The organism is Mesorhizobium terrae (assembly GCF_008727715.1).
In the GTDB taxonomy this organism is placed as follows: Bacteria; Pseudomonadota; Alphaproteobacteria; order Rhizobiales; family Rhizobiaceae; genus Mesorhizobium; species Mesorhizobium terrae.
Window position 1 is genome coordinate 5,604,554 of record NZ_CP044218.1, and the last position, 21,618, is coordinate 5,626,171.

Here is a 21,618-nt window from a genome sequence, read left to right on the forward strand (position 1 = left end):
ATGAACCAGACCGGCCGCGAGGGCTTATTACGGCAATCCGCGGAGCCAGGGGAAAACCATGTCACGCACAATCAACAATCTGCTTATTGGAGGCCTGATCATCATGACCCTAGGAGTTCCCACAGCCGCGAAGGCGAGCGAGAACGGACGGAAACCGACCATCGTCAATCCGCAAGGTCTCTACGATCCCGCCCCGTTCGGCTACAGCCATGCCGTCGTCGCGCCCGCCGGAAGCCGGGTTGCCTACATCGCTGGCCAGGGCGGAATGGACAGCACCGGCACGCTGTCGCCCGATTTCGCGGTTCAGGTGAAACAGGCCTATACCAATCTGCGCACCGTGCTGGATGGCGTCGGGGCGAAACCGGACCAGGTCATCAAGCTCACGATCTTCGTGGTCGATCACGACATGTCCAAACTTGGCGTGCTGACCCAGAACGTCCAGGAGATGTTCGGCGCGGCGCTGCCGGCGCAGACGCTGGTCCCGGTGCCGAAGCTGGCGCTCGACGGCATGCTGTTCGAGGTGGAAGCCGTGGCCGTACTCGACTAGGCCGAAACTGGCACACTTTTCAATTCCGGAGGCGCCGTCGGCCCGTGCCTCTGAAATTGTAAGCAAACTAGCAGGAAACGGGAGGCGGCCCTCAGTACCCCGCCACGGTTTGCGCGGTGGTGCCGTGCGAGCCTTCGGCCGGCACGTCGGACAATTTGACGAAGGAAAAGCCCTTCGCCTTGAGGTCGAGGATGCCCTTGGCGACACCGTCGCCGGCGGCATGGGTCGGCTGGTTGATGTGAGCGATGACGACATCGCCATCATGCGCGGCGGCGATGCGTTTCTGGGCGGTCGCCGCACCCAGCAGCGAGCCGCCGTCGCCATTCACCGAATAGCCGGCGACGCGCAGGCCGAGTTGGCGGATCTGCGCGATGGCCGAGGGGCTGTAGCGGGCGGTGGCGCCACGGAACCAACGCGGCGCCACGGCACCGGTAGCCTTGATGGCAGCGGCACCGCCTTCCACTTCCGCCTTTACGGCGTCAGGCGAACCGGCAGCCGCGATGCCATAGATACTGGCCGGCCGATCGACCGCCGGCACATGCGTGGCGCCATGATCCTCGATCTCGAACAGGTCCGGATGCGCCTGCATTTCGGCCAGCACGTCCTTGTTGCGCTTCAGCCAGCGGCTGGTGACGAAGATGGTCGCCGGCACGCGGTTGTCGATCAGTGTCGAGAGGATGCGCCGGTCGGTCTTGCCCATGCAGGCATCGAAGGTCAGTGCCACACGCGGCGAAGCCTTGCCGCCCGGCGCGATGCGCAGGGTGGGCTCGACGAGGTCCTGGTCCTTGGCCGAGGCGACTCCCGCCAGAAGCAGGGCCGCCAGGGCAACGCTGGAAAACAGGCGCATCCCGGCTCCCGTTGTTTCGTTTCAACCCGCATTGGCGCCGGAAAGCGGCGATCTCGTGACCTCCGCCACCCGATCAGGCGAAGTTGACCGGCCTTACTTGCCAGCTACCGCCGCCTGCGCCGCCGCCAGCCTGGCGATCGGCACGCGGAAGGGCGAGCAGGAAACGTAGTCCAGCCCGACTTCCTCGCAGAAATGGATCGAGGCCGGGTCGCCGCCATGTTCGCCGCAGATGCCGAGCTTGATCGAAGGCCTTGTACCCCTGCCCTTTTCGGCGGCCATGCGCACCAGTTCGCCGACGCCGTCGCGGTCCAGCGACACGAACGGGTCCTGCTCGATGATACCCTTCTGGCGATAGGTCTCGAGGAAGGATGCGGCGTCGTCGCGGCTGATGCCGAAAGTGGTCTGCGTCAGGTCGTTGGTGCCGAAGGAGAAGAATTCCGCCGTCTCGGCGATGACATGGGCGCGGATCGCCGCGCGCGGCAGTTCGATCATCGTGCCGGTCAGATACTCGATCTTGACACCGGTCTCGGCCATCACCGCCTTGGCCACCTGGTCGATGCGCGTCTTGACGTAGTCCAGCTCCTTCACGATGCCGACCAGTGGCACCATGATTTCGGGCACCACCAGCGCGCCCGCCTTGCGGCCGGCCTCGACGGCCGCCTCGAAGATAGCGCGCGCCTGCATCTCGGCGATCTCAGGATAGGAGACGGCGAGCCGGCAGCCGCGATGACCGAGCATCGGGTTGAACTCGTGCAATGCCTCGGTGCGCTGGCGCAGCTTGTCGGCCGGCACGTTCATGGCGGCGGCGACCTCGGCGATCTCCTCCTCGGTCTTGGGCAGGAACTCGTGCAGCGGCGGGTCGAGCAGGCGAATGGTCACCGGCAGGCCGGCCATGATCTCGAACAGCTCGAGGAAGTCCGAGCGCTGCATCGGCAACAGCTTGGCGAGCGCCGCTCGGCGGTCCTTCTCCGTGTCGGCCAGGATCATCTCGCGCATGGCGATGATGCGGGCACCGTCGAAGAACATGTGCTCGGTGCGGCAAAGACCGATACCCTCGGCGCCGAAGGAGCGCGCCATGCGGGCATCCGCCGGCGTTTCGGCGTTGGTGCGCACCTTCATGCGGCGCGTGGCGTCGGCCCATTCCATGATCGCGGCGAAATCGCCGGACAGTTCGGGCTGCAGCATCGGCACCGAGCCCTTCAACACTTGGCCATTGCCGCCATCGATGGTGATGACGTCACCCTTCTTGAAGGCGGCGCCAAGCGCGATCAGCGTGCCGGTCTTGTGATCGACGCGCAGCGAGCCGGCGCCCGACACGCACGGCTTGCCCATGCCGCGCGCCACCACCGCCGCATGACTGGTCATGCCGCCGCGCGTGGTCAGAATACCCTCGGCGGCGTGCATGCCGTGGATGTCCTCGGGGCTCGTCTCGACACGAACGAGGATGGCCTTGCGGCCCTGCGACTTCAGTTCCTCGGCATCGTCCGACGAGAACACGATCTCGCCGGTCGCCGCCCCCGGCGAGGCCGGCAGGCCGATGCCGATGACATGGCGCTCGGCCTTCGGGTCGATGGTCGGGTGCAGCAACTGGTCGAGCGAAGCCGGATCGATGCGGGCGACCGCCTCTTCCTTCGAGATCAGGCCTTCAGTGGCCATGTCGACGGCGATCTTCAGCGCCGCCTTGGCGGTGCGCTTGCCCGAACGGGTCTGCAGCATCCACAGCTTGCCGCGCTCGATGGTGAATTCGAGGTCCTGCATGTCGCGATAGTGCTTTTCGAGCCGGTTCGAAATGGCGACGAAACTGGCGAAGGCCTCGGGCATCAGCTTCTGCAGCGATGGCTTATCGGAGCCGGCGGCGATGCGGGCGGCCTCGGTGATGTTCTGCGGGGTGCGGATGCCGGCAACGACATCCTCGCCCTGCGCGTTCACCAGGAACTCGCCATAGAGCATCTTGTCGCCGGTGGACGGATTGCGGGTAAAGGCGACGCCGGTGGCCGAAGTCTCGCCCATATTGCCGAACACCATCGCCTGCACGTTGACGGCGGTGCCCCAGCTTTCGGGAATGTCGTGCAGGCGGCGATAGGTGATGGCGCGCGTGTTCATCCAGCTGGAGAACACTGCTCCGACCGCGCCCCACAATTGCTCGCGCGGGTCCTGGGGGAAGGGCCGGCCCAATTCTTCCTCGACCTTGGCCTTGTAGAGGGAAATGACGCCCTGCCATTCCATGGCCGAAAGCTCGGTGTCGAGCTCATAACCGAGACCGGCCTTCTGGTCTTCCAGGATTTCCTCGAAGACCTCGTGGTCGAGGCCCATGACGACGTCGGAATACATCTGGATGAAACGGCGGTAGCTGTCATAGGCAAACCGCGCGTCGCCGGAATCGGCGGCCAGCGCCTCGACCGTCTCGTCGTTCAGGCCGAGATTGAGCACGGTGTCCATCATGCCGGGCATGGACGCGCGGGATCCCGAACGCACCGAAACCAAGAGCAGCTGGCCGGGATCACCGAATTGGCGGCCAGCGATGCGGCCGATATGGCCGAGCGCCTCCTCGACATCGGCTTCGAGTGTCACCGGATAGGCGCGGTCGTTGGCGTAATAATGGGTGCAGGCTTCGGCGGTGATGGTAAAGCCCGGAGGCACCGGCAGCCCCAGGCTGCACATCTCGGCCAGGTTGGCACCCTTGCCACCCAGCAGATTCTTGTCTCCAGCGCGGCCCTCGGCCGCTCCGTCGCCAAAGGTGTAGACCCACTTGGTCATGCTTGCTCCTCAGCCTGTTTGCGCCGCGGGGCCTCGCCCCGGGGTAAGCCTTGCGGCCTGCCTAGGATGCTGCGCTGCGAAAGGCAAGCGCTTGAAACCTTGGCCGGCGCCTACAATCGATTAAGCCATTTTAGGGGTGGGTGATGTGTCTGAAATCGGGCAACCCGACCTATCCACAAGAGTGGCGGGATGCATCGCCGCCGGTTGCTTACGCGGCAAGGCCGCGGAATCAGCGGGCATAACCCCTGCGCCGGCGAAAGGTATCAGCGCCAAAGTACGGGCACGCACTATCTTCATATCGCCAACCGCTTGAATTCTTGTCATTCTCCCCGCGATCGACTAGAACATAGCAAGAACAAGGAAACCATCATGCGGCAGACAGGAAAGCTCGACTATATTGAAATGCCGGCCACCGGCGGCAAGCTGGACAACGTCAAGGCCTTCTACAGCGCCGCGTTCTCGTGGTCGTTCACCGACTATGGCCCGACGTATTCGGCCTTCAGCGAAGGACTGGATGGCGGCTTCGACGCCGATGCCACGGCCGCTGCGGCAAAACCGCTGCCGGTGCTCTATTCGCAGAAGCTGGAAGAGACGCTGAATGCCGTCACCAGCGCTGGCGGCACGATCGTCAAGCCGATCTTTTCTTTTCCGGGCGGCCGGCGTTTCCACTTCACCGACCCGGCCGGCAACGAGCTGGCGGTGTGGGGCGAATAACGTGCGTCTGGCCAGGCGCGGCTCCGCCGCTCAACATGCCGACGATACCCAGCGCACGATCCCTTATCCGAAATCGGAACCGATTTTGGAGCATGCGCCAAGTCGAAGCGAAGGAGCTTTTCCTACGCGTCCGAAAGGACGCGCGGTCGCTTAATGTCGATTGTACTTTTGCGCGGCTCTGCCTATAAGGCCGCTCACATCCGATTCAAGCAATCGGATCTTGGGGCGTCGCCAAGCGGTAAGGCATCGGTTTTTGGTACCGACATTCCCAGGTTCGAATCCTGGCGCCCCAGCCAAACTCTCAAGAATGCCTGATTTTCCCGACCTTGGCGGCCCACGAGCTTGCCACGCGCAGCTAATCGCAGCGATCTGGCAAGGTCCGCGCACCTCACCGTCAGCCGTGCCAGACTGTCACTCAACCCACCGCGCCGCGTCTTCGCTTCGCGGCGCCTAGCGCCTCCGGGCTCAAGCCCTTCCCAGCGGTAGCGACAGCGGCGCCATGGCGGAGATGTCGCGGCCTTTGCTGTCTAGTCCGCCGGCTTTGGCGCAGGCAAAATCCTGCAGTTGCTGCAGTTCGTGGATCGCGCCGTCATAGTCGATGAAGGACGGCTTGCCGTTCTCGACCACGCAACGTCCATCGACGAAGACACGCTCGACCGCCCGCTCAGCGGCGCAATGCAGCAGGCTGCGCAGCGGGTCGTAGACCGGGCGCATGGTCGGCGTGTCGAGGTCTATGACAACGAGGTCGGCTTTCGCGCCGACGGCGAGGCGCCCGATGTCGGAGCGCCCGAGCGCGCGCGCGCCAGCGAGCGTCGCGGCATCGAAGACATCGCCGGTCGTGATGTCGAAGACGGACTTGCCCCCCAGCCGCGAACAGATCAGCGCCTGCCGCATTTCCTCCAGCATGTTGAAGGGATAGCTGTCGGTGCCGATGCCGACATTGACGCCGGCGCGGCGATAGGCGCCGAGCGTCTCCAGCGCCATGCCGCTGCGGGCGAAGGTGACCGGGCAATGGGCGACTGAGGTGCCGCGTTCGGCCAGCGTGACGAGATCGTTTTGCGTCCGTTGCCGGGTCCAGGAATGGTGGTCGGCAAAGATGCAATGACCGAGGATGACATCCGAGCCGAGCACGCCGAGGCGGTCGAGATACTGCACAGCGGTCAGTCCGGTGCGGCGTAACAGTTCCTCATGCTCGGCCATGGTCTGGGCGGCATGGACGGTGATCTTCATGCCGCGCTTGCGCGCTTCCTCTGCCGCGTCGACCAGAAGGTCGGTCCGGCAGGTCTCGACCTGCGAGGGCGACACGACGCCGTCAAGCCGGCTGCTCGGATGCGCGCGAGCCCGTTCGGCAAAGTCCAGCGCACGCACGAAGGCGTCGCGGCCGGCCTGGTCGCTCCATTCATAGTCGAGCTTGTGGCTGTCGCGCACAACCCAGCCGGCCTGGCGGAAACCCGGTGCTAGATAAGCCCGCGCACCACTTCTGGCCGCGATGTCGAGCCAGATGTCGTGAGCGCCGGCAATGTCGAGGATGGTGGTGGCGCCCGATCGCATGAGGTCGCCCAGCATGACGGTCAGGCAGGCTGCGCGGGCGTCATCGCCGCCATCGAGGACGCTTGAGAATTCGTACATGGCCTGACCCCAGAGGGCGGCGGTGCCGGCATCCTCGAAAATACTCTTGGCCAGCGGCTCGTCATGCGAATGGCAATGGATGTTAACCAGCCCCGGCATGACCATGCGTGATTTGCCGGACAGTTCGGTGCTGGCCGGCCCTTCGTACCGTCCGCCAACGCAGAGCAGCCCGGCCTCATTGAAGGCAACGTCGCCGCCGCACAGATAGACGTGCCCGTCGCTTGCCGGGTCGTAGCCGACGATGGTCTCCGCATCGCGAATAACGGTAACGCTGTCAGTCATGACCCATCCTGAAATGTTTCTCGAGAAAGCGGCTGTAGCTGCCCATCAGGGCGCTGAAGAGGAAATACACGACGGCGGCGAACAGATAGCCTTCCAGCACGGCGATGCCTTGCCAGTTAGGGTCGCGCAGCGCGGTGCGCACGGTGTTGAGGAAATCGAGCAGGCCGACAATGGTGACCAGCGTCGTGTCCTGGAAGAAGCCGATGAACAGCGAGACCAGCGGCGGGATCACCGTCTTCAATGCCTGGGGGATGACCACCAAGAACGTATATTGCCAATAGTGCAGGCCGAGCGCCTGCGCCGCCTCGGTCTGGCCCTTGGGCAGCGCCTGCAGGCCGGCGCGCACGACCTCTGCGATATAGGCGGCGGCGAACAGGATGATCGCCACTTGCGCCCGCAGCAGCTTGTCGATGGTGACACCCTGCGGCATGAACAGCGGCAGCATCACCGATGCCATGAACAGCACGCTGACCAGCGGCACGCCGCGCACCAGCTCGATGAAGAAAATCGACAGCACACGGATCGCCGGCAGGTTGGAACTGCGGCCCAGCGCCAGCATGACGCCGAGCGGCAGGGCGCAGACCAGGCCGACAAAAGACAGCATGAAGGAGAGCGGCAGACCGCCCCATTGCGAGGTCGGCACCGCAGCCAGCCCGAGCGCGCCGCCAGCCACGAGCAGATAGAGCACTGGCATCAGTACCAACCAGGCGAGAAGCAGCCTGCGGCCCCAGAAGCGCGGCGCGCCCGAAACGGCCAGCGCGCCGAGGAAGATCAACACCGCGACCAGCGGACGCCATTGCTCCTCCATCGGGTAGACACCGAACAGCATGTAACGCAGTTTCGCCGCGAGATAGGGCCAGCAGGCGCCGCTGCCCGCCTTGCAATCGGCAGGCGAGCCGATGAAGACGGCGTTGATGAGCAGCCAGGTCAGCGCCACCTTCAAGGCGAGGCCGATCAGGATCGCGCAGACGACGGTGATCGCCGTATTGCCCGGCGTGCCGAAATAGACCTTCAGCCAGCGCCCGCCGGGGGCCGCCGGCGCCAGCATGGGCTGCGTTGCAAGCGGATCGCTCATGCTCAACGCTCCTTCAACGCAACACGCGCATTGTACCAGTTCATGATGAGCGAGATGGCGATCGACAGCACCAGATAGACCAGCATGAACAGCGCGATCGGCTCGATCGCCTGGCCGGTCTGGTTCATGATGGTGTTCGACACCATCACCAGGTCCGGGTAGCCGATGGCGATCGCCAGCGAGCTGTTCTTGAAGGTGGTGAGGTAGATGTTGGTGAGCGGTGGCACGATCACCCGGAACGCCTGCGGCAGGACGACGAGGCGCATGATACGCCCCTGCGAGAGGCCGAGCGCCGCCGCCGCCTCGCTCTGGCCGCGCCCGATCGACAGGATGCCGCTGCGCACGATTTCGGCGATGCTGGCCGAGGCGCCGAGCGTCAGCCCGATCAGCAGCGCAACGAATTCCGGCTTGAGATGCGAACCGCCGGTCAGGCGGAAGCGGCCAAGCACCGGCGGATCGAAGGTCCAGTCGGCATTGCCGAAGGCGAGAACGCCGGCGAGCGGAATGACGAGAAAAAGCAGCGCCAGCGGCCAGCCCGGCAGCGCCTCGCCGGTGGCGATGCGGGTGCGCCGCACATAAAATTGCCAGGTGATGGCGGCTGCGAAGCCAACGCCCAGCGCCGCCGCGACTTCCCAGAAGCCGGACTTCCAGACCATGGCCGGAACGACGAGACCGCTGTTGGAGATGAAGACGCCCGGCAAAAGCATGACCGCCTGCTTGACCGGCGGCAGCGTGAAGATGATGACCGCATACCAGAGGAAGAGGTAGAGCAGCAGCGGCACGTTGCGCAGCGCTTCGACATAGGCAAGCATCAGCCGCGCCAAAAGCGGGTTCTTCGAAAGCCGAGCCACGCCGACGGCGACGCCGATGATGGTTGCCAATATGGTCGCCAAGAGAGCGACCTTGACCGTGTTGAGGATGCCGACCAGCAGCGCGCGGCCATAGGTATCGGTCGGCTCATAGGCGATCGGCGTATCGCTGATGATGAAACCGGCCTCGCGGCCGAGATAGCCGAAACCGGTCGCGATATCCTGCTTGGACAGGTTGGTGAGCGCGTTGTCGAACAAATACCAGGCGACCGCCAGTACGGCGCCTACACACAGAAGCTGGTAGCTCCATTCGCGAACGCGCTGGTCACGCAGCAATCCTGTCAGCACGGTCGTCACTGAAGCTCCTCCGTCGGGAAACCGCGCGCCGCCACCGCGGCGCGCGCCACCCCCTTTAGCGATAAGGCGGAGAGTAAAGGAGCCCGCCGTGGTTCCACAAAGCGTTGGGTCCGCGGCTGAGACCCAGCGCGGTCTTCTCGCCCAGATTGCGGTCGAAGACCTCGGCATAGTTGCCGACATTCTTGACGATGTTGTAGGCCCATTTCTTGTCGAGGCCGAGCATCGGGCCGAGGTCGTCGGTGACGCCCAGCATGCGCTGGATTTCCGGATCCTGGCTCTTGGCCATCTCATCGACATTGGCCTGGGTGATGCCCTTTTCCTCAGCGGCTGTCAGGGTCCAGAGCGACCACGAGACAATGTCGCGCCAGTTGGAATCGTTCTGCCGCACCGCGGGCGCCAGGGGTTCCTTGGAGATGGTCTCCGGCAGGATGACATAGTCGTTCGGGTTCTTGGAGCCGGCGCGGATCGAGGCAAGGTCGGAACGGTCCGACGACACGGCATCGCAACGGCCGGAGAAGAAGGCATTGTTGTTCTCGTCCGGGCTCTCGAAGACGACCAGCTCGAACTTGCCGTTGTTGGCACGGAAGAAGTCGGCCAGGTTCTGTGCCGTGGTCGTGCCCGGCAAGGTGCAGATCGCGGCATCCTTGAGGTCTTTGGCGCTGGTCACGCCGAGGCTCTTCGACACCATCAGGCCCTGCCCGTCGTAGAAGGCGACCGGCCCGAAATCGATGCCGAGCGAGGCTTCGCGCGAAAAGGTCATCGTGGTCTGGCGCGACAGGATGTCGATCTCGCCGGACTGCAGCGCCTGGAAGCGGGTGTTGATGTTGGTCAGCACGAAATCGACCTTGTTCGGATCGCCGAACACCGCCGAAGCGACCGCGCGGCAGACGTCGACGTCGAAGCCGGCGAACTTGCCCTGCGCATCGGCCAGCGCGAAGCCGGTCGTGCCCATCGAAACACCGCAGATCAGCTTGCCGCGCGCCTTCACGGTTTCCAGCGTGCTGGCCGCCTGAGCGCTGACGGCCGACAGGCCGACTAGAATACCAGCGGCCGCAGCGATCCTGCGGGCTGCCTTGAACGTCACCATGCCATTCCTCCCTTAAAAACGATGCGGCCGGGTCTCTGCCTACGGTTTCGCATCCTGACACACGGCAATTCAACCAAACTGCATACAATCTTGCAATAGAATTTATACAATAATTGTGCGCAATTTAGACCCCACCCTAAAACACCACCCTAAGGGCGTTCAGCCCTCACATTGGCGCCATTTACGGCCCTAAAGCGCGAAACAGGCAACGTTGCCGCCATTTTCACCGCCGATCAGTTCGGGCTGCTCCCGTCGACACTGATCGAAGGCCAATGAACAGCGCGGATTGAAGGCGCAGCCGCGCGGCGGGTCGATCGGGCTCGGCACCTCGCCGGCAAGCGGGTGACGGTCGCGGTTCGGCGCTTCCAGGTCGGGAATCGTATCCAAAAGCAGCTTTGTATAGGGATGCCGCGGATTGGCGAACAAGGTGTCGGCGTCGGCCTCCTCGACGATGCGGCCGAGATACATCACTGCCACCCGGTCCGACATATGGCGCACGACCGAAAGATTGTGGCTGATGAACACGTAAGTGAGCCCGAGTTCCTTCTGCAGGTCGCGCATCAGGTTGAGCACCTGTGCCTGCACCGAAACGTCGAGGGCGGAGGTCGGCTCGTCGCAGACCAGGAATTCCGCCTCGGTGGCCAGCGCCCTGGCAATAGAGATGCGCTGGCGCTGCCCGCCCGAAAAGGCGTGCGGATAGCGGTCGGCGTCGCCGGGCGACAGGCCGACGAGTTGGAGCAGCTCAGCGACACGGGCGTCTACCTCGGCAAGCGTCGCGCGCAGCCGCAAGGTGCGGATCGGCTCGGCGATGATGTCGCCGACACGCCAGCGCGGGTTCAGGCTGGAATATGGGTCCTGGAAGATCATCTGGACACGCAGCGGACCGCTGGCGCCCGCACCGAACCGGACGCTGCCGCGCATCGGCTTGTGCATGCCGACGAGAAGCCGCGCGATGGTTGATTTCCCGCAGCCGGACTCGCCGACGATGCTCAGCGTCTTGCCGCGCGGCACCGAGAATGAGACGCCGTCCACCGCCTTCAGCACCTTGCGTTGCTTGCCTTCGATGACCCGGTTCAGAAATGGCGGCGACACGTCGAACCAGCAGGCGACATCGTCGACCTCGAGCAGTGGAGCCTCATGCGGCATGGGCGACACCTCCCTCGTGCAGCCAGCATGCCGCGGATGTGTGACCGCCGACGACCGGCGCGAGCTCGGGCCGCTCGGCAAGGCACCGCGGCCCGGACTGCGGGCAGCGCGGGTGAAAGGCGCAGCCCGTCGGCATGGCGTGCAGGCGCGGCATGGCGCCATCGATTTGGTTGAGGCGCGCGACCCGTTCGCGCAGGCCGGGGATCGAGTTCATCAGGCCGCGCGTATAGGGATGGGACGGGCGGCGCACCACATCCTCCACCGGGCCGATCTCAGCGATGCGTCCGGCATACATGACCGCCACCCGGTCGGCGGTTTCAGCGATCACGCCCATGTCGTGCGTGACCAGAAGCACGGCGGTGCCATGGTCGCGGCACAGGCGCTTCAACAGCGCGGTGATCTGCGCCTGGATAGACACGTCGAGTGCCGTGGTCGGCTCGTCGGCGACGATCAGGCGCGGGTTCGCGGCAAGTGCCAAGGCGATGACGATGCGCTGGCGCATGCCGCCCGAGAATTGGTGCGGATGATTGTCGATACGCTCCTCGGCGGCCGGAATGCCGACTTCCTTCATCAGGTCGAGCGCCCGTGCCCGCGCCTGCCTGGCCGACAGGCCGAGATGATAGCGGATGGTCTCTGCCAGTTGCTGGCCCACCGTGAACAGCGGGTGCAGGCTGGTCAGCGGGTCCTGGAAGATGGCGCCGATCTTGGCGCCGCGCAGCCGCTGCCGCTCCTTCGGCGGCAGGTTGTCGATGCGGCGACCCTCAAGATGGATTTCGCCGCCGGCCTGATAGCCGGGCGGGTCGAGCAGGCCGATGATGGCCATACCGGTCAGCGACTTGCCCGCGCCGGATTCGCCGACCATGCCGAGGATCTCACCCGCCGCGATGTCGAAGGAAATGCCGCTGGTCGCGACCAGGTTTCCCCGCCGCGTCGGAAATTCGACGCGCAGGTCCTGAACCCTGAGGATCGGCGCTGTCGATGATGCGTTGCGCTCGGTCATGAGGCTGGCCTCGTCACCGGATAGCTGGAGGAGAAGATGTCTCCGACGGGCGGATGTTTCCACGTGCGCTCGGGATAGAGGCCGATCAGCCGGTCGAACTGCGCCTGCGCGCGCCGCTGCGCCTCGGCCGGGTCGAAGCCCGGAATGACGCCGTCCGACATGACGAAACGGCCGTCGATGATGACGGTCGAGACGTCGCGCCCGGCGCCGTTCAACATCATGGTCTGGATCGGATCGATCACCTGGCCGATGCGGTCGTGGCCAAGATCGAAGACGACGATATCGGCCTTGGCGCCCGGCATCAGCCGGCCGAGGTCGGGCCGGCGCAGCGCATCGGCGCCACCGACAGTCGCCGCATCGTAATAGTCTTCCGAACGGACGGTCATCGTCGAGGCGTCGACGACGCGGCACAACATCATGCCCACCTGCATGTTGAGCACCATATCCGGCGGCCAGGTGTCGGTGCCCATGCCGATCCTGAGGCCCATGGCGCGGTAGCGCGCGAAGGATTCGATCGTGCTGCCGTGGCGGGCCGAGACCAGCGGGCAATGGACGACGGTGGCGCCGCCGTCGCGAATGATCTCAAGGTCGTTGCCGGACCTTTCGATGCGGCTCGAGCCCGTGACATAGGTGCCGTGCGGCAGTAGGGCGCGCTCCGACAGAAAGCCGATGCTGGCCAACCATTCGGGCGGCGACATGCCATGCAGCCGCTCGACCGTGTCATATTCCAGCTTCGACTGGCAGCAATGCAGGCGGATCGGCACGTCGAGATCGGCCGCTGCCGCCGCCGATCGCCGCAACAGCTCGGCGGTTGCCGTCTCGATGCGGTCGGGCGCCAGCATGGTGCGCACCAGCCCGTCGGCCATGCCCTCGAAGCGACGGCAAAAGGCGATCGCCTCGTCGAGATTGGCGAGGCCCCGCGCTTCGTCGAAATGGAAATCGATCTTGCCGTCGTCATGGATGAAAGTGTTGCCGGCGCGATAGGCCGGGCCGAGATAGACGCGCAGGCCAAGCGCCTCGGCGCTGTCGGCGGCCGAAGCGAATTCCTCAGTCGTCTCACCCCATTCGCGATAGAACAGCGAGGCGATAGGCAGCGCGGTGGTGATTCCGTTGCGGATCAACTGGGCGAAGGCATAGTGCTTCTGGAAAGCCAGTTCCTGCGGCGTGTACATCTCGTAGGGGCCGCGATCCATATAGGTCTTCGGCCATATCCTGCCCTTCTCCCAAGACGGCTGGTTGTCGAAGCCCAGTATGGTGGTGTCGAGGTCGGCCAGCGCATCGAGATCGATGAAACCCGGACCGATCAGCGCCTGGCCGAAGTCGACGCGTCGCGCCACCTCGCCCTGGTAATCGTGACCGACAAACACGATGCGGTCGCGGTGGAAGACGACCTCGCCATGTTCGAGCAGGTGATGGCGGCTGCCGGCATGGCCGACAACCCAGCGTGCGGTGACCAGCGTCGGCCCGGCTACCTGGCCGGTCGGAACCGGCGAATGCGGCGACGCGCCATTCATCGAGGAAGCGCCGTTCGCGATCATGGCATCGCCACCAAAGCGCGGCCGTCGCGGGCGGTGACGCGACCCTTCTTGACGACGAGCTTGCGCGGCGGATGCGCGGCAACCGCCTCGGCCACGGTTTCCGCATCGACGAGCACGAAATCGGCAGAACAGCCCGGCTTCAGCCCATAATCCTGCAGTGCCATCACGCTCGCCCCGCCATGGGTGCAAACGTCGAGTGCCAGTTGCAGTTCGTCGTCGCGGCGGAAATTGTTGCGCTGGCCGACAAACGTGGCGCGCTCCAGCATGTCGCCGTTGCCATAAGGACCCCAGGTGTCGCGAATACCATCATTGCCGGAACAGACGACAACGCCGGCCTCCAGCAGCCGCTTGACCGGCGGTGCCGGGCGCGAGGACGGTCCGGTCGTCATGATGTGGATGCCGGCCTCCCGCAGGCCGTCGATCAGCGCGCCGACCGCGAGATGGTCTTGCATGCCGAGGCAGAAGGCGTGGCTGAGCGTCACCTTGCCCTGCATGCCGAGCGCCTTGGTGCGCTCCACCGTCAATTCCAAGGCGAAGGCACCCAGTTCGCCGGCCTCGTGCAGATGAATGTCGATAGGGCGGGCGAAACGCTCGGCCAATCCGAACACGATGTCGAGATGCCCCTTCGGATCACGGTCGATGCCCGATGGATCGAGCCCGCCGACGACTTCGGCGCCCATCCTGAGCGCTTCCTCCATCAATTCGACGGTGCCAGGACGCACCAGCACGCCGCTCTGCGGAAAGGCGACGATCTCGATGTCAACGATGTCGCGATATTTCTCGCGGGTCGCCATGACACCCTCGATACCGGCGAGGCCGATATCAGTGTCGACATCGACATGGCTGCGGATATGGGTGGTGCCATGGCCGACCGACAGCACTGCCTGGCGAGCCGATTGTCTGGCCGGGTCGATGCCCAGTTCCTTCTTCATCGCCCGTTCATTGTCGATCTTGTCGATAAGTCGGGGGCCGACCTCGTTGCGGTACCAGCCCATGCCGTAGAGCGTCTTGTCGAGATGGGTGTGCGCCTCGACGAGGCCGGGCAGCATCAGTGCGTTGCCGCCGTCGACGACATCGAGGCTATTGATGTTCGGTGCGGCGTCGACGGGTGCGAAACGCCCGTCCTTCACCAGAACCATGGTCGAGGGCCCGCCATTCGGCCTGACATTGGAAAGCAGAAAATCTCTGGACATGGGGCCGTCCTTTGCGTTCAGTTCAACTTCGGATTGAGGGCATCGCGCAACCAGTCGCCAAGCAGGTTCACCGCGAGCACGATCAAGCTGAGATAGGCGGCCGGAAACACCACCACCCACCATTGGCCGGAGAACAGGAACTCGTTGCCGACCCTGATCAGCGTGCCGAGCGACGGTTCTGTCGGCGGCATGCCGATGCCGAGGAAAGACAAGGTGGCCTCGACCAGAATGGCCAAGCCGAGATTGAGCGTAGCGGTGACCATCACCGGCGTCAGCGTGTTGGGCAGGATATGGCCGAGCATGATCCTCAACGGCCTCACGCCGATCAACGCCGCCGCCGCGACATATTCCTTCCGCCGCTCGACCAGGGTCGAGGCGCGCACGGTGCGGGCATATTGCACCCAGTTGGTCAGCGATATGGCGCAGATCAGGATGACGATGGTGAAGGTTTCCCGCAACGCCACCGGCAGCAATTCACGGAACACCGCCGTCACCAGGATGGCGACCAGGATGGTCGGCACGCTGAGCAGCGTGTCGCCCACGCGCATCAGCACATTGTCGACCCAGCCGCCGAAATAGCCGGCGGTCAGGCCGACCAGAACGCCGATGGCGAGCGACAGCACAACCGTCGAGAAGCCGATGATGAGTGAGGCGCGCGAGCCATAGAGGATGGCCGAGTAGACATCGCGGCCCTGACTGTCGGTGCCTAGCGGGAACGCCCATTGGCCGCCATCGATCCAGGCCGGCGGCAACTCGGCATTCATCAGGTCGAGCTGCGACAGATCGTATGGGTTCTGCAGCGCGAGCAGCGGTGCCAAAACGGCGGCGGCGATGATGAGCACAAGCAACACGCCGGCGATCAGCGCCAGTGGGCTGCGCTTCAAATTCCACCACAGGTCGCTTGCCGCGATCCTTGCGAGCAAGCCTGCAGGTTCCCTTGACGTCGTCGTGTCAGCCATGACCGCCTCCCACTCCGCCCTGCGCCCGCAATCTGGGATCGATAATACCGTAGAGCAGATCGACGGCGGTGTTCAGCGACACGAAGATGAAGGAAACGATGACCAGATAAGCGGCCATCACAGGGATATCGACGAAGGTCACCGCCTGGATGAACAGCAGGCCCATGCCCGGCCACTGGAAGACCGTCTCGGTGATCAGCGCGAAGGCGATCAGATTGCCGATCTGCATGCCGGTGATAGTAATTACCGGCATCAGGCAGTTGCGCAGCGCGTGGCGGAAATTGATGACCCGTGCCGGCAGGCCGCGCGCCCGCGCGAATTTGATGAAGTCCGAGCGCAGCGTTTCTAGCATCTCGGCGCGCACCAGCCGCATGACCAGCGTGATCTGGAACAGCGCCAGCGTGATCGAGGGCAGGATCAGCGCCATGCGGCCGGAATGGGTGAGGAAACCGGTGGACCAGAAGCCGATCTTGACCACGTCGCCGCGGCCAAACCCCGGCAGCCAGCCGAGTTGGACCGAAAAGACCAGGATGAGCAGAATGCCGAGAGCGAAACTCGGCAGCGAAATGCCGACGATCGACAGGAATTGCAGCGCCTGCGCAATCAGCGAATCCCGACGCACGGCGGTCAGCACACCGAGCGGTACGCCGACGACCAGCGAAAGCAGCGTCGCCACCAGCACCAGCTCAAGCGTCGCCGGGAACCGTTCGGCGATCAGCGAGAACACGTCCTGCTGGTTGCGATAGGAGATGCCGAAATCACCCTGGGCGGCATTGGTGACAAACCGCACGAATTGCATGCCGGTGGAGAGGTTCAGCCCAAGCCGTTCGCGCAACACATCGCGCTGCTCCTGGGTCGCCTGCTCGTTCAGCATCATTTCAACCGGGTCGCCGACAAAGCGGAAGATCATGAAGGCCATCAGCGCGACGGCGAGCATGACGGCTACGGCATTGACCGATCGTCGAAGAATGAAGGCCAGCATCGATCAGAACCTTTTTGTTGGATCGAAATGGCAAGGAACAAAGGGCCGCGCCCGCCGGGCGGACACGGCCCCGCGCCTCACTTCATCTGTGTGAACCAGTGCCTGGCTTTGTTGTCGGGCAGCTGGATCACACTCGACACCCCTTCCCCGATCGCCCAGGCCATCGGCTGCTGGTGCAGGGGCAGGAACAGCGTCTCGTCCTTGGCGATCTTCATCGCCTCGGTCAGCATCGGCACGCGCTTGGCGCTGTCCAGCTCGCCGGCGGACTTGTCGACCAATGCATCGATGCGCTGGTCGCCCCAGTTCGCCCAGTTGAACAGGCCGGCGCTGCCGGATTTCGAGTGCACCACCTGGATCAGCAGCGAATAGGCGTCGAGCGCCGGTTCGTTGGCCCAGCCCAGCGTGGTGATGTCGAAGTCGCCCTTGACGCGGCGCGGATTGATGATGCTGCGCGGGCCGCTGGTGATGTTGGCCTTGATGCCGATGCGCGCCCACATCGAAGCCGCGGATTGGCAGATCTGCTCTTCATTGACGTAGGAATCGGTGGAGCACAGCAGCGACAGCGAAAACCCGTTGGGGTAACCGGCTTCGGCAAGCAGTTTCTTGGCGCCCTCGACATCGACCGGCGGCCGCTTGTCCAGCTCCTCGTTGTAGCCGGGGATCGCCGGCGCGACCAGCGCGCCGGTGGTGCGCGAAAGGCCGCGCATCACCTTCTTCTGCATCAGGCCCATGTCGAGGCTCTGATAGAGCGCGTTGCGAACCTTGGGGTCCTTCAGCGGGTTCTTGTCGGTGATGTCGGAGCCGACCAGCTTGTCGCCGAGGTTCATCGCGAAGAAGACGGTGCGCAATTCGTTCGACAAAAGCACCTTGATGGCGCCGGAAGCCTTGAGCCTCTCGATGTCCTGGAGCGGCGCGCTTTCCGTGTAGTTGATGTCGCCCGACAGAAGTGCCGCGACACGCGTCGGCGCCGAGGCGATCGGCGTGAACTCGATACGGGTGACGTTGTGCTTGGGTTTGTCCCACCATTTCGGATTGACGACCAGCACGGTCGTGGCGTCGGTCTGGCGCGATTCCAACATGAACGGTCCGGTGCCGTTGGCGTGATGGGTGGCGTAGCCCTCGACGCCCTTGGCCACGTCGGTCGGCCGTTCGCTGTTGTTTGAGACCAGCCATTTCTTGCTGAAGATGAAGATGTTGGTCAGGTCATTGGCGAGCAGCGGATAGGACGATTTCAGGACGATCTCGACGGTGTAGTCGTCGATCTTGCGCGCATCCTTATAGGCCGGAAGATTGCCCTTGAGCGGCGAAGCCTCGTCGCTCACCCGCTTCAGCGAGGCGACGACATCGTCGGCGGTAAAGTCGTCGCCATTGTGGAACTTGACGCCATGACGCAGCTTGAAGCGCCACACCGTCGGCTCGACAACCTCCCACGATTCCGCAAGCGAGGGTGCCAGCTTGAGGTTCTCGTCGTAGCGGGTGAGGCCCTCATAGATGTGATTGAGGAAAGCCAGCGTGAACGTGCTGCCGAACGAATAGGGATCGAGCGAATCGATATCGCGGGCGGCGCCCCACTTCAGGGTGGCGGCGTCCGCGGCGGTGACCACCACCAACAAGGCGGATGCGGCCGCCAGCAGCATTTTCAAACGCTTCATTGCTTGCTCCTCACTGTTCCCATCGCCGGCTTCACCGGCTCGTTGCCGGCATCCGTGCCGGATGACCCAACTCGTATTTTTCGTCGTTCTTATGTATACGAGTATTTATAATTTTGTATACATTATGAAGTGCGCGCACATGACGTGCAAGCCCTTTTCGCGGCGAGCGGCCAATTTTCTCCGAAGGATGGGCGGTAGGTGGAAGCGCTAGAGCCTCGTTTGGCCGATCGTGCGCTGCGCGCCGGCGACCAGGCCGCACAGCAGAGCCAGGAAGGCGATAGCCGAAAACAGCACCACCTGCCCCTCGGCGGCGCTCGACCATTGCCGCACCAGCCCGGCCAGCAGCGGGCCGCCGGCGGCAAGCGTGTAGCCGACGCTTTGCGACATGGAGGAAAGCCGCGCGGCGATGTTGGCGTTGGCCGAACGCAGCCCGATAAAGACCAGCGCGAGGCCAAAATTGGCGCCCTGCCCGAGGCCCAGAACAACCGCCCAGAACAGGGAACCCGGCAACCAACCCATAGTCAGTCCGGCAAAGCCGATGGCCGAAAAGCCGAGTGCGGCGACGACCAGCAGCTTCTGGCTGCGCAGGCGAGCGGCGAAGATCGGCACCACCAGCGCGGTCAAGGTCTGCGAGAAGACGGAAGCCGAGGTGACATAGCCCGAACCAAGCGGATCCAGTCCGCCGCTCTGCAGGATCGCTGGAAGCCAGCCGAGCACGATGAAGGCGAGTGCTGCCTGCAAGGTCATGAAACCGGTAACGCCCCAGGCAATGCCGTCGCGCCACAGATTGACGGTGGCGCCGTCGGTGCCGGCCTTGGCAGTCGCGCCGGTGCCCGCGGCGAAGGGCAGCCAGGCCAGCATCGCCAGGCCGGCGGGCACCGCCCACAGGCCGATCGTTGCATTCCAGCCGGTTCCAAGGGCATGGGCAAGCGGCAATGTGAAGGCCGCGCCCAGCGCGCCGCCTCCGCACATCGTCATGGTGTAGAGGCCGGTGGCAAGACCAAGCCGTCCGGCATAGTCGCGCTTGATGATCGCCGGTACCAGCACACCGGCAATGCCGATGCCGACACCGACAAGGACAGTGCCGGCAAACAGCGCCTGCACCAACGGTTCGATACGCAAGAGAAGACCAGCGGTAATGATAACCAGCGAGACCGCAAGGCCTTTCTCCAGCCCGACGCGCCGCGCCATGGCAAGGCCGGCGCCGCCTGCCAGGCCGAAACACAGCGACGGCATCATCGTCAAAACGCCGATGGAGGCGCCTGACAGACCGAATGCCTGCTGCACCGGCGCCAGCAGCACCGCAAGACTGGACAGAGCCGGGCGCAGATTGAGCGCGACCGCCAACAGCACGATGCCAGCGACCATGCTGCGCGCCGCTGGAGACAAAAAGCGCGCAGAGGCTCGGGCAACGCCAGCCTCATCGAGAGCAAGCGCGGAGGACGTGTTTTCAGGGTTTGGCATATTCGTCCAGAATGGCGCGGATATCGTGTTGGGTGACGGGCGCACTCAACAAAGCGCGCTCCGTCACCGCCTCGAGGTGATGGTCCATGGTCTCCAGCGCTTTTTCGCTGTCGCCCTTCTGCAGGGCCGCCACGATTTCCAGATGTTCGTTGACGGCGCAGTCGGAGGAATGCGGCCGGCCGTAAAGCGCCAGGATGAGCGAACAGCGCGAGACCAATTCGTTGATGTAGCGGGCGGTGACGGCGTTGCCGGCCATTTCGGCGAGCAGAATGTGGAATTCTCCGGCCAGCCGGATCGACTCGGCGGTATTGGAGGCCTTCACCGCCTCCTCGCGCGCCACATGAGCCTTGAGCTGCTCAACGTCTGTCTTGGTGATCTTGGAGACCAGCCTGCGCACCACGTCCCGCTCCAGGCTGCGGCGCACTTCGAAGATATCGTAGGCCTCTTCCAGCGTCGGCTGGGCGACGGCCGCGCCCCGGTTCGGAATGAGGTCGACAAGACCCTCGCTGTTCAGGCGGCCGAGCACGCTTCGCACGATGGTACGGCTGACGCCGAAGCGTTCGCCGATGACGTCTTCGGGCAGTTTGTCACCCGGTTTCAACGCACGCTCGATGATGGCGCGTCGCAGGCCATGATACATGGCTTCGCTGCGTGGGAGATTGGGGCGCTTCACGCGTTTGACCGAAACGTCGTCATTCATCTCTGCAACCGTCCTCCATCCGAGACGGCTCTTATACCGCACAGAAATGCATCCGTGAATTCGTTGTTTTGTATGCTATCATATCAAAAAATTGTATACTATTATTTTTCCAGGCAGCGGCAGTCGACCGCTGTCGGGCAAGCAGGAAATGTGCGGGAGCAAGGTTATGGCAAACAAGGGAGGGGTTCGTCGGCTGCTGCTCGTCAACGGCAATACCAATGCCGCGCTGACCGACAGGCTGGTCGAGCGGGCCAGGGTCGCCCTGCCTCCCGAACGCGACATCATAGGGGCAACGGCCATCTATGGGCCGGGCTATATCAGCGCGCGTGCCGATGCCGTCGTCGCCGCCCGCGCCATCGTCGACACGATCGCACTTGAGGTGAAGGAATACGGCGCCGAAAACATCAGCGTCTGCCTTCTCGCCTGTTTCGGCGAACCCGGCATCGGCGCGGCGCGCGAGATCTACCCGTTTCCGGTGGTCGGCATGGCGGAGGCATCGATCCTGTCGGCGATGCAGCTCGGCGAACGCTTCGCCATCGTCACCGTCGGCGAACGCTGGCCGTCGATGCTGCGCGAACTGATGCGCCAGCAGCGGCTGGACGACCGCTGTTGTGCCACGCTGGCGATCAACGGCCATGCACTGGAGGTGGCGGCAAGCGCGGAAGGTGCGCGCCGCAAAGTGGCTGAACTGATCTCGGAGGCCCGCGAACAGCATGGCGCCGATGTGATCATCGTCGGCGGCGCGGCGCTGGCGGGCGTCGCCAACGATTTGCAGCCCGAATTCGACGTTCCGCTGATCTGTTCCTTCAGCGCTGGGCTGGCGCAGGCCGAGGCGCTGGCCTCGCTACGCGAACCCGTTCGCCATTGAGGCATTCCCCGA

Annotated in this window: 18 protein-coding genes and 1 tRNA gene; 4 read left to right on the forward strand and 15 right to left on the reverse strand. The window is 64.2% G+C overall.

Translation table 11 applies throughout. The annotated features are described in order from the left end of the window. Nucleotides 1–58 precede the first annotated feature (58 nt). Nucleotides 59–547, forward strand: a complete 489-nt coding sequence (locus tag FZF13_RS28110) for a RidA family protein (RefSeq protein ID WP_024925182.1) — start codon at nt 59–61, stop codon at nt 545–547. A 91-nt stretch (nt 548–638) separates the two neighbouring features. Here FZF13_RS28110 and FZF13_RS28115 read toward each other — a convergent pair whose 3' ends face one another. Together FZF13_RS28115 and ppdK are read right to left on the reverse strand one after the other, a co-directional pair. Further along, nucleotides 639–1,394 carry a polysaccharide deacetylase family protein gene (locus tag FZF13_RS28115; protein ID WP_024925181.1) on the reverse strand — a complete coding sequence of 252 codons (756 nt, stop codon included), beginning with the start codon at nt 1,392–1,394 and terminating at the stop codon, nt 639–641. Nucleotides 1,395–1,487: 93 nt separating this feature from the next. After that, nucleotides 1,488–4,151 carry a pyruvate, phosphate dikinase gene (gene ppdK / locus FZF13_RS28120; RefSeq protein ID WP_024925180.1) on the reverse strand — a complete coding sequence of 888 codons (2,664 nt, stop codon included), beginning with the start codon at nt 4,149–4,151 and terminating at the stop codon, nt 1,488–1,490. A gap of 369 nt (nt 4,152–4,520) precedes the next feature. On the opposite strand from ppdK, the gene FZF13_RS28125 reads away from it, so the two are divergent. Both FZF13_RS28125 and FZF13_RS28130 read left to right on the forward strand, forming a co-directional pair. After that, nucleotides 4,521–4,865 (forward strand): VOC family protein, encoded by a 345-nt coding sequence (locus tag FZF13_RS28125; protein ID WP_024925179.1) that lies wholly within the window; start codon nt 4,521–4,523, stop codon nt 4,863–4,865. 221 nt (nt 4,866–5,086) lie between these two features. Further along, nucleotides 5,087–5,161 (forward strand) — tRNA-Gln (locus FZF13_RS28130). 169 nt (nt 5,162–5,330) lie between these two features. Here FZF13_RS28130 and FZF13_RS28135 read toward each other — a convergent pair. The 13 genes from FZF13_RS28135 to FZF13_RS28195 form a co-directional block, all read right to left on the reverse strand. After that, nucleotides 5,331–6,776, reverse strand: a complete 1,446-nt coding sequence (locus FZF13_RS28135; RefSeq protein WP_024925178.1) for an amidohydrolase family protein — start codon at nt 6,774–6,776, stop codon at nt 5,331–5,333. Continuing rightward, nucleotides 6,769–7,851: an amino acid ABC transporter permease gene (locus tag FZF13_RS28140; RefSeq protein ID WP_024925177.1), complete on the reverse strand. Its 1,083-nt coding sequence runs from the start codon at nt 7,849–7,851 to the stop codon at nt 6,769–6,771. Before FZF13_RS28140 ends, FZF13_RS28135 begins: the two co-directional genes overlap by 8 nt. A 2-nt stretch (nt 7,852–7,853) precedes the next feature. Beyond that, nucleotides 7,854–9,017 carry an amino acid ABC transporter permease gene (locus FZF13_RS28145; protein WP_024925176.1) on the reverse strand — a complete coding sequence of 388 codons (1,164 nt, stop codon included), beginning with the start codon at nt 9,015–9,017 and terminating at the stop codon, nt 7,854–7,856. Between the two features lie 55 nt (nt 9,018–9,072). Then, a complete protein-coding gene (locus FZF13_RS28150; protein ID WP_024925175.1) occupies nt 9,073–10,104 on the reverse strand; it encodes an amino acid ABC transporter substrate-binding protein in 1,032 nt (343 codons plus the stop codon). Between the two features lie 189 nt (nt 10,105–10,293). Beyond that, nucleotides 10,294–11,250 carry an ABC transporter ATP-binding protein gene (locus FZF13_RS28155; protein ID WP_024925174.1) on the reverse strand — a complete coding sequence of 319 codons (957 nt, stop codon included), beginning with the start codon at nt 11,248–11,250 and terminating at the stop codon, nt 10,294–10,296. After that, nucleotides 11,240–12,250 (reverse strand): ABC transporter ATP-binding protein, encoded by a 1,011-nt coding sequence (locus FZF13_RS28160; protein ID WP_024925173.1) that lies wholly within the window; start codon nt 12,248–12,250, stop codon nt 11,240–11,242. The genes FZF13_RS28155 and FZF13_RS28160 overlap by 11 nt, the downstream gene beginning before the upstream one ends. Then, a complete protein-coding gene (locus FZF13_RS28165; RefSeq protein ID WP_036254914.1) occupies nt 12,247–13,764 on the reverse strand; it encodes an amidohydrolase family protein in 1,518 nt (505 codons plus the stop codon). The genes FZF13_RS28160 and FZF13_RS28165 overlap by 4 nt, the downstream gene beginning before the upstream one ends. 20 nt (nt 13,765–13,784) lie before the next feature. Beyond that, nucleotides 13,785–14,981 (reverse strand): amidohydrolase family protein, encoded by a 1,197-nt coding sequence (locus FZF13_RS28170; protein ID WP_024925171.1) that lies wholly within the window; start codon nt 14,979–14,981, stop codon nt 13,785–13,787. Nucleotides 14,982–14,998: 17 nt separating this feature from the next. Next, the gene (locus FZF13_RS28175; RefSeq protein ID WP_024925170.1) at nt 14,999–15,940 is read right to left on the reverse strand and encodes an ABC transporter permease; all 942 of its coding nucleotides are present in this window, start codon (nt 15,938–15,940) and stop codon (nt 14,999–15,001) included. Further along, on the reverse strand, nt 15,933–16,922 hold the full coding sequence (locus FZF13_RS28180) for an ABC transporter permease (protein WP_024925169.1): 990 nt from the start codon (nt 16,920–16,922) through the stop codon (nt 15,933–15,935). Before FZF13_RS28180 ends, FZF13_RS28175 begins: the two co-directional genes overlap by 8 nt. A 77-nt stretch (nt 16,923–16,999) precedes the next feature. After that, a complete protein-coding gene (locus FZF13_RS28185; RefSeq protein ID WP_036254895.1) occupies nt 17,000–18,574 on the reverse strand; it encodes an ABC transporter substrate-binding protein in 1,575 nt (524 codons plus the stop codon). A 207-nt stretch (nt 18,575–18,781) separates the two neighbouring features. Then, nucleotides 18,782–19,942 carry an MFS transporter gene (locus FZF13_RS28190; RefSeq protein ID WP_024925167.1) on the reverse strand — a complete coding sequence of 387 codons (1,161 nt, stop codon included), beginning with the start codon at nt 19,940–19,942 and terminating at the stop codon, nt 18,782–18,784. 82 nt (nt 19,943–20,024) lie between these two features. Continuing rightward, the gene (locus FZF13_RS28195; RefSeq protein WP_024925166.1) at nt 20,025–20,738 is read right to left on the reverse strand and encodes a GntR family transcriptional regulator; all 714 of its coding nucleotides are present in this window, start codon (nt 20,736–20,738) and stop codon (nt 20,025–20,027) included. Between the two features lie 166 nt (nt 20,739–20,904). Here FZF13_RS28195 and FZF13_RS28200 point away from each other — a divergent pair, with 166 nt between their 5' ends. Then, nucleotides 20,905–21,606: an aspartate/glutamate racemase family protein gene (locus tag FZF13_RS28200; RefSeq protein WP_024925165.1), complete on the forward strand. Its 702-nt coding sequence runs from the start codon at nt 20,905–20,907 to the stop codon at nt 21,604–21,606. Nucleotides 21,607–21,618: the final 12 nt, after the last annotated feature.

Coding starts and splice junctions, on each gene's coding strand:
- FZF13_RS28110 (WP_024925182.1), top strand. CDS start 59: ATGTCACGCACAATCAACAATCTGCTTATTGGAGGCCTGATCATCATG.
- FZF13_RS28115 (WP_024925181.1), bottom strand. CDS start 1,394: ATGCGCCTGTTTTCCAGCGTTGCCCTGGCGGCCCTGCTTCTGGCGGGA.
- ppdK (WP_024925180.1), bottom strand. CDS start 4,151: ATGACCAAGTGGGTCTACACCTTTGGCGACGGAGCGGCCGAGGGCCGC.
- FZF13_RS28125 (WP_024925179.1), top strand. CDS start 4,521: ATGCGGCAGACAGGAAAGCTCGACTATATTGAAATGCCGGCCACCGGC.
- FZF13_RS28135 (WP_024925178.1), bottom strand. CDS start 6,776: ATGACTGACAGCGTTACCGTTATTCGCGATGCGGAGACCATCGTCGGC.
- FZF13_RS28140 (WP_024925177.1), bottom strand. CDS start 7,851: ATGAGCGATCCGCTTGCAACGCAGCCCATGCTGGCGCCGGCGGCCCCC.
- FZF13_RS28150 (WP_024925175.1), bottom strand. CDS start 10,104: ATGGTGACGTTCAAGGCAGCCCGCAGGATCGCTGCGGCCGCTGGTATT.
- FZF13_RS28155 (WP_024925174.1), bottom strand. CDS start 11,250: ATGCCGCATGAGGCTCCACTGCTCGAGGTCGACGATGTCGCCTGCTGG.
- FZF13_RS28160 (WP_024925173.1), bottom strand. CDS start 12,250: ATGACCGAGCGCAACGCATCATCGACAGCGCCGATCCTCAGGGTTCAG.
- FZF13_RS28165 (WP_036254914.1), bottom strand. CDS start 13,764: ATGAATGGCGCGTCGCCGCATTCGCCGGTTCCGACCGGCCAGGTAGCC.
- FZF13_RS28170 (WP_024925171.1), bottom strand. CDS start 14,981: ATGTCCAGAGATTTTCTGCTTTCCAATGTCAGGCCGAATGGCGGGCCC.
- FZF13_RS28175 (WP_024925170.1), bottom strand. CDS start 15,940: ATGGCTGACACGACGACGTCAAGGGAACCTGCAGGCTTGCTCGCAAGG.
- FZF13_RS28180 (WP_024925169.1), bottom strand. CDS start 16,922: ATGCTGGCCTTCATTCTTCGACGATCGGTCAATGCCGTAGCCGTCATG.
- FZF13_RS28185 (WP_036254895.1), bottom strand. CDS start 18,574: ATGAAGCGTTTGAAAATGCTGCTGGCGGCCGCATCCGCCTTGTTGGTG.
- FZF13_RS28190 (WP_024925167.1), bottom strand. CDS start 19,942: ATGGTCGCTGGCATCGTGCTGTTGGCGGTCGCGCTCAATCTGCGCCCG.
- FZF13_RS28195 (WP_024925166.1), bottom strand. CDS start 20,738: ATGAATGACGACGTTTCGGTCAAACGCGTGAAGCGCCCCAATCTCCCA.
- FZF13_RS28200 (WP_024925165.1), top strand. CDS start 20,905: ATGGCAAACAAGGGAGGGGTTCGTCGGCTGCTGCTCGTCAACGGCAAT.